This is a genomic window from Providencia hangzhouensis, from assembly GCF_029193595.2.
Taxonomy (GTDB): Bacteria; Pseudomonadota; Gammaproteobacteria; order Enterobacterales; family Enterobacteriaceae; genus Providencia; species Providencia hangzhouensis.
Genome location: NZ_CP135052.1, coordinates 2,952,652 through 2,964,837 on the forward strand (window position 1 = coordinate 2,952,652; position 12,186 = coordinate 2,964,837).

General features: G+C 36.7%; 9 protein-coding genes and 1 tRNA gene. 3 read left to right on the plus strand and 7 right to left on the minus strand.

Going from position 1 to position 12,186, the window contains the following annotated elements:
- Nucleotides 1-6: 6 nt before the first annotated feature.
- The 5 genes from cheA to flhD all read right to left on the minus strand — a co-directional run bounded on the left by cheA (nt 7) and on the right by flhD (nt 5,015).
- Nucleotides 7-2,064, minus strand: coding sequence for a chemotaxis protein CheA (gene cheA / locus PZ638_RS13415; RefSeq protein ID WP_144141260.1), 2,058 nt, complete (start codon nt 2,062-2,064; stop codon nt 7-9).
- 103 nt (nt 2,065-2,167) lie between these two features.
- Nucleotides 2,168-3,085: a flagellar motor protein MotB gene (gene motB, locus PZ638_RS13420; RefSeq protein ID WP_004255726.1), complete on the minus strand. Its 918-nt coding sequence runs from the start codon at nt 3,083-3,085 to the stop codon at nt 2,168-2,170.
- 7 nt (nt 3,086-3,092) lie between these two features.
- A complete protein-coding gene (gene motA / locus PZ638_RS13425; protein WP_164455780.1) occupies nt 3,093-3,980 on the minus strand; it encodes a flagellar motor stator protein MotA in 888 nt (295 codons plus the stop codon).
- A gap of 97 nt (nt 3,981-4,077) precedes the next feature.
- A complete protein-coding gene (gene flhC, locus PZ638_RS13430) occupies nt 4,078-4,668 on the minus strand; it encodes a flagellar transcriptional regulator FlhC (protein ID WP_004255732.1) in 591 nt (196 codons plus the stop codon).
- Nucleotides 4,665-5,015, minus strand: a complete 351-nt coding sequence (gene flhD, locus PZ638_RS13435) for a flagellar transcriptional regulator FlhD (RefSeq protein WP_036957860.1) — start codon at nt 5,013-5,015, stop codon at nt 4,665-4,667. Before flhD ends, flhC begins: the two co-directional genes overlap by 4 nt.
- Before the next feature lie 1,648 nt (nt 5,016-6,663).
- On the opposite strand from flhD, the gene PZ638_RS13440 reads away from it, so the two are divergent.
- Both PZ638_RS13440 and PZ638_RS13445 read left to right on the plus strand, forming a co-directional pair.
- Nucleotides 6,664-7,116, plus strand: a complete 453-nt coding sequence (locus tag PZ638_RS13440) for a type II toxin-antitoxin system HicB family antitoxin (protein WP_094961159.1) — start codon at nt 6,664-6,666, stop codon at nt 7,114-7,116.
- Between the two features lie 538 nt (nt 7,117-7,654).
- On the plus strand, nt 7,655-8,650 hold the full coding sequence (locus tag PZ638_RS13445; RefSeq protein ID WP_257468697.1) for an acetyltransferase: 996 nt from the start codon (nt 7,655-7,657) through the stop codon (nt 8,648-8,650).
- A gap of 198 nt (nt 8,651-8,848) precedes the next feature.
- Here the strand turns inward: PZ638_RS13445 and PZ638_RS13450 are convergent.
- A tRNA-Lys gene (locus PZ638_RS13450) sits at nt 8,849-8,924 on the minus strand.
- A 255-nt stretch (nt 8,925-9,179) separates the two neighbouring features.
- Between PZ638_RS13450 and cycA the strand changes: the two genes are divergently transcribed.
- Nucleotides 9,180-10,580 (plus strand): D-serine/D-alanine/glycine transporter, encoded by a 1,401-nt coding sequence (gene cycA, locus PZ638_RS13455; RefSeq protein WP_096864671.1) that lies wholly within the window; start codon nt 9,180-9,182, stop codon nt 10,578-10,580.
- A gap of 75 nt (nt 10,581-10,655) precedes the next feature.
- On the opposite strand, the gene putP is transcribed toward cycA, so the two are convergent.
- Entirely contained in the window at nt 10,656-12,140 is a 1,485-nt protein-coding gene (gene putP, locus PZ638_RS13460) for a sodium/proline symporter PutP (protein WP_004255751.1), read from the minus strand.
- Nucleotides 12,141-12,186: the final 46 nt, after the last annotated feature.

A 12,186-nucleotide genomic window follows, 5' to 3' on the forward strand; every position in this document is an offset into this window, starting at 1 on the left:
CTCTATTTAGTGCACGACAGGTTGAGAAACCTGCTGTTTCTTTTTAATCAAAATGCTGTTATTCATTTTTTGCAGCTCAGCCACATCTAAAATCAATGCAACAGAGCCATCGCCCATAATCGTTGCTGCGGAAATACCAGGGATTTTGCGATAATTACTTTCAATGTTTTTCACCACCACTTGCTGTTGCCCGACGAGCTTGTCAACTAACAACGCAAAACGGTGGCCTGCATTTTGAATAATCAGCACAATACTGTTATCTAAATTTCGCTCGGCTTCTTCGATGGAAAATACTTGGTGTAATTCAACAAGTGGCAAATATTCCCCTCGCACAAGCAGCATTTTTTCTTCTCCCGCTAAGCGATAAATATCCTCTTGCCGAGGCTGCAAGGTACTGATAATGGCACTCAATGGAACGATAAAAACATCTTCCGCTACTTTCACAGACATACCATCCAAAATGGCTAAAGTGAGCGGTAATAAAATGCGGATAATGGTACCTTTACCTTCGGTAAAACCGATTTGAATACGACCGCCCATGTCTTGGATATTTCGTTTAACCACATCCATTCCAACACCGCGTCCCGAAACGTCCGTCACCACCTCTGCTGTTGAAAAACCCGGTGCCATAATCAGCATCGCAACTTCATCATTGCTCATCCCATCATGCACATTCATGCCTTGTGACTTCGCTTTTGCCAAAATACGTTCACGATTTAGCCCTGCGCCGTCATCACGCACTTCAATACAAATGTTGCCACTTTGATGTGCTGCCGCTAAGGTCAGTGTTCCGGCTTCCGGCTTACCATTTGCCACACGAACTTCTGGCTTTTCAATCCCATGGTCGAGGCTATTACGAACAAGGTGATTTAGGGGATCAACAATGCGCTCAATCAAGCTTTTATCGAGTTCAGTCGAACTTCCTTCTACTTTCAGTTCAATTTTTTTACCTAATTTGGAAGCGATATCGCGTACCATGCGCGGGAAACGGCTAAATACGTAGTCCATTGGCATCATACGAATTGACATGACGGATTCTTGCAAAGCGCGGGAATTACGCTCTAACTGTACGATTGAGCTTAACAAATCACTGTATTCGTTCTGATCGACATGTTGACTATGTTGGGTCAACATTGATTGAATAATCACCAGCTCACCCACTAAGTTAATCAGCTGGTCAACTTTCTCTACAGCCACACGAATGCTGCTCGAATCCCCTTTCGGTTTAGCGATTGCCGTTTTTTTAGCCGTGGTGGGTGCAGCAGGTTTTGCCGAGCTTTGCGGAGTATCTACTTGAGGCTCTGTGGATTCATTTACTGCAACTTTATCGTCATTTAATAACGTTTCTTCCTTTGAAAAAGCGAGGCAATCGGCAAAAGAAATTACTTCATGGCTAATTTGCGATTCATCCACCACAAAACATAGCACCCCACTAATATCATCAATATCCGTATTAGTTCCTACCCATGCTTGTAAACTATTTGCTGTTTTTTCAGTATGATATAAATGCCCAAATAAACTGAGCTCATCCGCCAATAAATCAACTTCATTTTCTTTAAGCTGATTTAACGAGATCATAAAGTAGTGTGAATATTCACCTTGCTCCGCGGGTGTGTCTTCAACAACCGCATCTTCAACTTTAGTTTCAGCTATCGCAGTAGCTGTCTCAGCGACCTCTTCTGCTCTATTTTCAACCCGGCTAAGTACCTCACAAATACGCTTAAAGGCATCTTCATCCGGTAAAGAGTCATTTTTATAGGCATCTAACTGTGATGCCATGACATCCTTAGCATCAAGAAAAACATCAATTATGTCAGGCGTGAGGGTTAACTCATCATGACGCGCCTTATCTAAAAGGTTTTCCAATGTATGAGTTGTATTCTGCAACTGAGTGAAACCAAAGGTTGCAGCCCCTCCTTTGATTGAGTGGGCACTGCGGAAGATGGCATTTAGCTGCTCGCTATCCGGGTCAAAAGGATCAAGCTCAAGTAAATGTTGTTCCATATCCCTGAGCAACTCATCAGCCTCATCGAAAAATGTTTGATAAAACTCGGTAATATCCATGGTTTTTATCCAATTTCGCTTAAGTTTCACTTAACGCTGACTGCCGGAACCCCCGGCAGACAACTAAACAAGTTATGTAATAAATTCAAATAACAGCAATTCATCACGGTATTTTCACCGCAGCGACAACACCCACAGCCGTTTCTTGCATGGGTTTTTGCGGTTTATTCAGCACATCATTGATCGGCTTGGCGCCATCGTATTCGCGGAGAATTTGTTTGGTTTCTTCATCATTTAACACAATGATACTTATCCGGCGGTTGATCGGGGCAAAACCATCTTCTTTGTCTAAATGAATGGCTGAAGCCATCCCAACCACGCGTAATACTTTATTTTCATCCATTCCACCGCGAATCAATTCACGGCGCGAAGCATTTGCACGATCTGATGAAAGCTCCCAGTTGCTGTAATTGGCGCCGTTGGCATAAGCGAGATCATCAGTATGACCGGAGATACTAATTCGATTAGGAACATCATTAAGAAGTGGTGCTATTGCACGCAAAATATCGCGCATATACGGTTCAACCGTTGCCGAACCGACTTTAAACATTGGGCGATTTTCACTATCAACAATTTGAATGCGTAGCCCATCATTAATCATATCAATCAATAAATGTGGCTTTAATTCATTCAAACGGGGGTCTTTTAAAATGGCCTGCTCAAGGGACTCTTTTAATTTTTCAAAACGATAGTTTGCATTTCCATCAATAATATTATTGGGTTCCGGCATCACATCCCCATCACGGAAAATCGGGTCTTTACCCCCACCAGGAATAGGGTTTGTGGCATCACCACTTTTACTTCCCGGGTTGATAGCTGTACTCAAGGGAGTACGGAAATACTCAGCAATTTGTGTTAATTCTTGAGGACTTGAAATTGAGATCAGCCACATCACTAAAAAAAACGCCATCATCGCCGTCATAAAATCGGCATAAGCAATTTTCCATGAACCGCCGTGTCCGTTTTGATGATGTGAACTGCGCTTTTTAACCCGAATAACATGAGGTGTATTGGCTGCCATTCGTTTGTTACTCCTCAGTTGTTTCTTGTGAGCGAGCACCTACTTTCACTTCTCGAACTTTATCTTCAAGTTCGACAAATGAAGGTCTATCTGCGCTGTATAACACCTTACGGCCAAATTCAACCGCAATTTGAGGAGCATACCCTTGCAATGCAGAGAGGAAAGTCACTTTAATACATTCCATCATTTTCAATTGCTCACTACTGCGCAACCTAATCAGCGCAGCTAAAGGCAAAATAAAGCCATAAGCCACTAAAATACCTAGAAATGTACCAACCATTGCATGAGCAATTAAAGCACCAAGTTCACCTGCGGGACGGTCTGCTGAGCCCAAGGCATTCACGACACCCAAAACGGCCGCAACAATCCCAAATGCAGGCATAGAGTCACCGACCATGTTTAGCCCCGAAGCAGGTACTTCATTTTCTTGACGAAAAGTTTCTAATTCTTCATCCATTAATGCTTCAATTTCATGACTTTGTAAGTTACTACTCACCATCAGACGTAAATAGTCCACAATGAACATCATGGTGGACTCATCTTTTAAAATACGGGGATATTGGGAGAAAATTTCACTTTCACTTGGATTGTCAATATCTTTCTCAAGTGCAAGTAACCCTTGTTGGCGCGATTTATTAAGTAATTGAAATAACAATGCCATTAAATCCATTGACATTGTTTTATTGTAAGAGGAACGACGAAAGAGTTTTGGTAATACTTTGCACAAGGCGACGATGGATTTGCCACTGTTACCAACAACAAAAGCACCTAAACCTGCCCCTAAAATAATGACAAATTCAGCGGGTTGATAAAGCGCACCTAAATGGCCGCCGACCATTATATATCCGCCAATAACCGCAACTGTAACAATGATATACCCGATGAGTATTAACACAATATTCCCTTTCACTCCGTTGGTTAACAGATGGCAGTCAAAGGGAATATTAGGAGTGACAGGCAAAAAATTTTGCCTGCTAACCAAATCAATCCAATTACATTACCGCTTTAGTAATGCCATCCTGTCGATATACCGTAATATCGGCTAGATGTTCGGAAAGTTTACGTTTTTTTATTGCGCGTGATGGCGGTTGGCATAAACTACAAGTGAAGCTATTTTCAGGAATATGTGCGTAAGTAATAAAAGAGCCATGGCAACAACTACATTGTGAACTTTGTAACATGCCACTTTCCACAAAACGGACTAGCGTCCAAGCACGTGTTAAAGCCAACAAAGGTTCTTCGCCGGGTTCTGGAATACACTGTTCAAGGTATAACCTATAGGCTTTTAATATAGCGTCAACACCACGACATTGGCCGCTTTTCAGTAAAAATTGATAAGCATTATAGAACATGGATGAATGAATATTCTGTTCCCATGTCATAAACCAATCTGTAGAAAAAGGTAACATCCCTTTCGGTGGAGGGCTACCTCTTAGCTCTTTGTATAAACGAACTAAACGACCGCGACTGATTTGCGTTTCACTTTCTAACATTTGAAGGCGAGCGCCCAAAGAGATCAATTCCATGGCTAGTCGAATGTCATTCGCTTCTTGGACTATACTTTTTTCAGCTGCGGTACTCATCTTTTTCTCGCTATTTCAGTGTCGCCCTCATTATGCGTTTGCAATAATCGGGTCGAAAGTAAGATACCTGTATGAATTTGTTGTAATTCATCAACTCTTGAATCACGAGTTAGTTTTTCAATTGTTTCACTATTATCAAATCTAAACTGGCAGATTAGCTGGTTTGTCTCTGCTAATTTGACTAATTGAGGGAGTGTAAGGTCTGCTAAAGTAGTTGCCATTGCATCAGAGATACCTAGACGAAACATCGCAGAGGCTTTCTCTTGAGAGATGAGTTTTTGGGCTAATAGCAAATATGAGAGGTTAATATCGTATATATGCTTCAGAAAATCTGTCGTCGAGCTCATTTTTTTTCCTTTCCGAATATTATCAACATCTGTGCGATCTGTGTGCAAAAAGAACAAATATGAATTTAAAAGTATTGTGTATTCAAATTATTAAATTAAAAAATTAATTAAATTGGGTAAATGTAATTCCATTAATTTCCCCATGTTATCCATTAAAAATACCCAATTTGGAGTACAAATACACAAGCTTCCAAACTTAAATTAAATATATTTCCTGAATACCTACAACAATAAAGAATGACTAAAAAATTAGCGGTTTCCATAAAAATCAGAAATTGCTGATGTCATTATTAGTCGCCAATTATTATGCACCACTAAATTAACTATTCAAGGTACTTATGTTTCTTTTTGTATCAATAGGGTGATTACCCATTAATTCATTAAATAATCTTCATTATTTCTTTATCTTCTATTACCTTATCCTAAATATCCACAACATTTTGAGTCAACCTAAGCAAAATGCCAGGATTTTAATCAAACCAATCACTCTTTACATGTGATTATTAAGCCTAATAAACCAAGCATAACATCAAAAACAATATATTGATCCAAATCAATTTTTAGTATTAAGAAACTGAGTTATACATTACTGTATTAAGGCTTTATCGGCATTATTGGAATAAAATTTAATCATTAATTTTCAATAAGTTTGATATATATTACAGCCATCGTTCAAAATTATTCAATCGCAGTTATCATATAAACAACCATTATATTGTCATACATATTAAGTATTCACTTCCATTTTCATTAGAATCATTAAACTATAAAATAAGTATCATCACCCCGTAATATTAATAAAACTAATAAAATTTACGTCGATTACCAATAATGAAAGTTTATTCAGCTTAAATATTTTTGTAAGATATTTTTGCATATTTATTATTTCAAGTGATCATTTTGTTATTAATTCATTAAAGTAGTTTTTTTGGATTAATTAATATTTATTTTTTATGTAAAATAGCAAAAAAATTCATTTTTTTTAATAAAAAGATCAACCTACGCTAACCTATCACTTTTGTGTTAAGAGCAAAAAATGTAGGTTTCAATTAAGAACACTCCATTTTCCAAATGTTTTTTATATCATTTTTAAAATATTCAGTTGGTGCTCAAAATAAAAAGCACTAAAGGTATTATTAATTGTCTTCGTACTTATCATTTTTAGCCATTTTCACGTAACCATAATAATTTTAATAACTCAATGTTATAATAACAAATGATTACTATATACTTTTATTTTAACAAAACCCCCTAACCATCAAGTTACCTTAAGTAAAATTACTTAATCAGATAATGAAAGATTAAAAAATAAATAACTTTTAGTTAAAATAATTCAGTGAGACATTTGCTTATAAAAGAAGCTAATTTATTAGGATTTTTATGGAAAAAAATATTTCTCAATTTGCGACAAACTTCACACTTGTTTTCTTTGTTTCTCAATAATTTCCGAATAAAGCGATTCTCACATTGCTGAATTTATGTTAGGAAAATCACATTAATTGTACTAACAACCCCCTCATAACAACATGTAGGATCAATAGATACAAAAATGAAGAAAGAAATGGCCACATAAGTTAATTGATAAACTTGTTTTCCTCATGCTCCAGTGCAACACTGAGCACTCTGAAATATAATTTGAAGGAAAAATATGTTCAATTATCAGGCAACAATAGAATTTATTGAGGAAGAAAACGTATATGAAATCAATTTTAGTGATTTTCCTGACCTTCAAGGAGTTAGCTATTGTAGAGAAGATGTTGAATTAGAAGCCCAAGAAATTTTGCTAGCCTCTTTTGCAGAACATATCGAACTCAGAAAACCAATTCCATTAGCAACACAACAAAAAAATGGTGAAGCATTTACGGTTTATTTACCCATAATCTGTTGCTTAAAAATTGCCTTGCATAACGCCATTCTCAACTCTGCAATGCAACGCGTCGATCTCGCTCGCAGATTGAATATCAATGCACAACAGATAGAACGCTTACTGGATATTCATTACACATCTAAAATTGACCTTTTAGAACAAGCCTTATACATATTGGGCGTCGAGCCTTCAATTACAGTGACTCAAAAAATATTTGATAACAATATAAGCTAATCATCATCCAAGGACTATATAATAAAGTTATCACTGAAATAGCCCTAAAATTCTTGATTTACTTCTTACTGATACTAAAAAGTATCATTAACTGCTTATGTAATAGCAGAGACTTGAGTTAAATTTAGCTCCCTAGCTTCTCATCCTCTGCTATTCAATCGTTTTCCCTGTACATTTCACGTGCTAAAAAACAACTGCGTTCTATTTCAAACATCCCTCCCCTAACTGGTTAAATTTCAATCAAATCATACTTTGCCCAATCAAAAATAACTCTGCTTTCAGTTACCTCTCATTTTTTAGTTCTTAGACCTAAAAGTTTGTGATTTTTATCTTGCCATTAAGTGATACAAAATTGTGCAATAAACTTATATTCAATTCCTAAATCATGTTCCCTCTTACAATAAGAATAAAATATTAACGGAAAAAGACTAATCAATATTAGACTTATTATCTCTCATTTCGTAATTACTAAAATAATTTCTTTTAAATTATAACCCCGATGAGGTACAATAAATTAATTTTTATATAGGGCATATATATGAAAAAAAATCACTTAATCTTGAATATAAAAAGCGTTGGCCAACCATATTGGCCAACACTAAAATTAATATTAAGTTCATTAATTGTTTTTAATTTTTATTTAAATTTAGTTGATAAAAGCAAATATTCGTTGCTTATTACTGTTTTTGACTTAACATTAATTCCTATGTTTGTATTTATAGTCGCATTTATAACAAAAAATACAACATGGAAAGAGTTAAAATCTCACCTTCTTCCTGCCCTTATAATTTATTTTACGTTTCAAACAATCGACATGGTTTCACTTTACTTCACCGGTGAGTTAACTTTAAAAAAATACTTGTTTTCTCCTCAGTACGGGGTTTGGTTCTTTTTAGCAACACCTATATGGCAAGCTGTTTTTTTATTATTACCAGAGAGCTTTAAATCAAACAAATTTAACCTATCTGCAATCTTAATTACATCACTAATAATATCCCTTATAACAAAGACTTACCTAATATCGATTTCTAGCTTTTTTTCAATTATTTTATATTTCCCATTTTTTGTTATTGCTTATTTTATTCATAATCAAAATATATTTTCGTTAAGGAAAAAGCCTATTATCACTATTTTTTGTATAGCATTTTTAGCGATTACCTTTCTTAATTATCGAAACAATTTTTATGAGATAATTTTCGGTGCAATCAAGACTAATTTAATTCTCAACTCATTCATTATCTATATTTTCGATTTTGTAATAAGCCTAATACTAGGTTCGATTATTATTTACTTTGCTTTATCAACTCAAAAATATGCAAAAATATCAAATAATGCTTTAGGTGTTTATTTAATCCATCCAATTATTTGTTTTGTAATATTACAAATATTAAGTTTTTTAGATATAGAACTAAATTTATTATTAATAATAGCATTTACTCTATCTACAATTACAATTGCACTTTTACTAGCATCAAACTCAATTATTCATTGGTTTATTGAACCAGTATTGAGATTTAATAAATTGAAAGAATAGCTTTATGAAGGATATGATAGCATAGCCTCTAAATATCAAATATATTATTGATATAAACAATGAGAACGGATGTAATGTATCAAATTTAATGACCGAACATGCCAAACAAATTGATACTGTTTTCAATGGCTGCGTCCCAAATACGTCCCATACAGTCAGTATAGGTTCCGCAGCATGCTCATAACTCATTGAAAATATTGGTGGGTTGTGTGGGGATCGAACCCACGACCGAGTGATTAAGAGTCACCTACTCTGCCAACTGAGCTAACAACCCGATACAAAATATTTAACGCCTAACAATTGCTACAGTCAATATGATTCTGCTATTTTTATTACCTAAGTTAATTTTAAGTTGCGAATGTAAAATTTAAGAAAACTAATGCTTGAATAAACATCACTTCGCTCCTAACAAGATAACTTTTCCTTACTCTAATTGAGATTTGTGTCACAATATTTCACGCAAACATAACCACAAAATTAAAAAAAAGACTGTGGCTAATTATCACAAACCACTACGGACATCTTTAGTATGGAAGAAAATGCGAATTCACTATCAACACAACCCAATGCTGATCGTAATCAGCTAAAACGCAGCCTTAGTAACCGCCATATACAACTTATTGCGATTGGTGGAGCAATTGGAACAGGCTTATTTATGGGGTCTGGCAAAACCATTTCACTCGCAGGCCCATCGATTATCTTTGTGTATATGATAATTGGTTTTGTGCTATTTTTTGTGATGCGCGCAATGGGTGAACTGCTACTTTCTAATCTGAACTACAAATCATTCAGTGATTTTTCTGCTGACCTTATCGGTCCATGGGCAGGTTTTTTTGTCGGTTGGACGTACTGGTTCTGCTGGGTCATCACCGGTATTGCCGATATCATTGCCATTACATCCTATGTGAGCTTTTGGGTGCCTGATTTTCCTGAATGGGTAACCTCATTTATTTGCGTGGTCACCTTATTAACGCTTAACCTAGTTTCTGTCAGGCTTTTCGGTGAGCTCGAATTTTGGTTCGCTATGATAAAAATTGTTGCCATTGTGGCTCTCATTGCAGTAGGTGGCACATTAATTGCCATGAATTTCCAATCCCCTACGGGTCACACGGCATCTTTAAGTAACATTTGGAATGATGGCGGAATGTTCCCTATGGGGATCAGTGGTTTCTTTGCTGGCTTTCAAATTGCTATTTTTGCGTTTGTGGGAATTGAATTGGTGGGTACGGCAGCAGCAGAAACACGCGATCCAGAAAAATCTTTGCCAAAAGCTATCAACGCGATCCCTATCCGGATTATTGCATTTTATGTCCTATCTTTAATTGTCATTATGGCTGTTACACCTTGGCGAACCATATTGGCCGATAAAAGCCCATTTGTAGAGATGTTTGTCTTGATAAGCCTACCCGCAGCGGCAAGCATTGTTAACTTTGTGGTGCTAACTTCCGCAGCCTCTTCCGCAAATAGTGGTGTATTTTCCACCAGTCGAATGCTTTTTGGGCTTTCAAAAGAAGGGGATGCGCCAAAGCAGTTCAGCCAATTATCGAAAAAAGCCGTGCCGGCTACTGGGCTAATTTTTACTTGTATCTGCCTCAGCTTTGGTATTGTTCTGATCTATTTTATTCCTGATATTATGCATGCATTTACGCTAGTCACCACCGTATCTGCTATTCTCTTTATGTTTATTTGGAGCATGATTTTATATAGCTATTTAAATTTCCGTAAAAAACGCCCTGAAATGCACAAAGCATCTCATTACAAAATGCCTGCTGGAATTGTGATGTCATGGTTAAGCCTCGCTTTTTTCGCTTTTATGGTCGTGCTATTGGCATTCCAGCACGATACAAGACAAGCCTTAATTGCCACACCAGTTTGGTTTATTTTACTATTCATTGGTTACCAGTTCGCTAAGCGCAGAAAGAACCAATAATGATGAATAATAAATAGCAAAAAGGCCGAATAACAGTATCGTTACTCGGCCTTTTTCGTTTATAAACTTGCTCGATTAGCTTGCTTTATATTCTGCCTCAGCCTCATCAAAACGAGCTTGAGCTGCTGCACTTGGTGCTTTAGTCATTAAACTCACAACAACAATAGCGATTGTTGCTAATAAGAAACCTGGGATGATTTCATACAAATCAAACCATTTGTATTTTATCCAAACTAATACTGTCACAGCACCGACTATCATTCCTGCAAGTGCACCTGTACGCGTCATTCGTTTCCACATTACAGAAATTAAAACAACAGGACCAAATGCAGCGCCAAAGCCCGCCCATGCATTACTCACTAAAGCCAAAACTTTATTATTTGGGTCACGAGCAATGTAAATGGCAATTGCAGCGACCAATAACACCATAAAACGCCCTACCCAAACTAACTCTTTTTGGCTGGCACTTTTACGGATAAAAGGCTTATATAAATCTTCCGTTAGCGCACTCGCACAAACTAGTAATTGGCAACTTAGCGTACTCATTACCGCTGCTAATATAGCTGACAATAAAATACCGGCGATCCATGGATTAAACAAAATTCCCGTTAGTTCCATGAATATACGCTCATTATTTTGCATTACCGAACCCGCTAAAGCCGGGTTATTTTCAAAATAAGCGATACCAAAGAAACCGACCGCAATCGTTCCGCCTAAACATAACACCATCCATGTCATACTAATACGTCGAGCAGAACGAATAGTACGAGCAGAGTCCGCCGCCATAAAACGCGCTAAGATATGGGGTTGACCAAAATAGCCTAATCCCCAACCTAATAATGACAGAATTGCGATGATATTCATGTCTTTAAACATATCAAGATATTCAGGATTCTTAGCCTTGATCACTTCAATAGAGGTATCTATTCCCCCTAAAGAAAGGATTACAACAATAGGTGTAAGAATCAATGCGAAGATCATTAATGAAGCTTGAACAGTATCGGTCCAACTTACGGCTAAAAAGCCACCTAAAAAGGTGTAAGCAATAGTCGCTAATGCCCCTAACCACATCGCTTTCTCATAACTCATATTAAATGTGCTTTCAAATAACAAACCACCAGCGACCACACCTGATGCACAATAAATCGTAAAGAAAACTAAAATCACAACAGCAGAAATTATACGTAAAATCTTACTGTTATCTTCAAAACGGCTAGTAAAGTAGTCTGGCAATGTTAACGCATTATTATTTTTTTCTGTTTGGACACGTAAACGCCCAGCAACAAATAACCAGTTAAGATATGCACCGAGACTCAAACCGATAGCAATCCAACTTTCAGAAATCCCGGCCAAGAAAATCGCACCTGGCAACCCCATGAGTAACCAACCGCTCATATCTGAAGCACCAGCAGACAATGCAGTTACAACACTGCCTAAACTTCTTCCACCCAGAATATAATCGTCAAAGTTTTTCGTTGAGCGATAGGCCATATAGCCAATTAATAACATGCCAGTAATGTATACGACGAACATAATGATCATCGGAGTGCTTACAGTCATCCTGTTTTCTCCATTGAGTAGCTTTAAAATTGTTAGTTATCTTTAT

Excerpts from the sequence above, each read along its gene's own strand:
- cheA (WP_144141260.1), bottom strand. The coding sequence starts at position 2,064 with ATGGATATTACCGAGTTTTATCAAACATTTTTCGATGAGGCTGATGAG.
- motB (WP_004255726.1), bottom strand. The coding sequence starts at position 3,085 with ATGGCAGCCAATACACCTCATGTTATTCGGGTTAAAAAGCGCAGTTCA.
- flhC (WP_004255732.1), bottom strand. The coding sequence starts at position 4,668 with ATGAGTACCGCAGCTGAAAAAAGTATAGTCCAAGAAGCGAATGACATT.
- flhD (WP_036957860.1), bottom strand. The coding sequence starts at position 5,015 with ATGAGCTCGACGACAGATTTTCTGAAGCATATATACGATATTAACCTC.
- PZ638_RS13440 (WP_094961159.1), top strand. The coding sequence starts at position 6,664 with ATGTTCAATTATCAGGCAACAATAGAATTTATTGAGGAAGAAAACGTA.
- PZ638_RS13445 (WP_257468697.1), top strand. The coding sequence starts at position 7,655 with ATGAAAAAAAATCACTTAATCTTGAATATAAAAAGCGTTGGCCAACCA.
- cycA (WP_096864671.1), top strand. The coding sequence starts at position 9,180 with ATGGAAGAAAATGCGAATTCACTATCAACACAACCCAATGCTGATCGT.
- putP (WP_004255751.1), bottom strand. The coding sequence starts at position 12,140 with ATGACTGTAAGCACTCCGATGATCATTATGTTCGTCGTATACATTACT.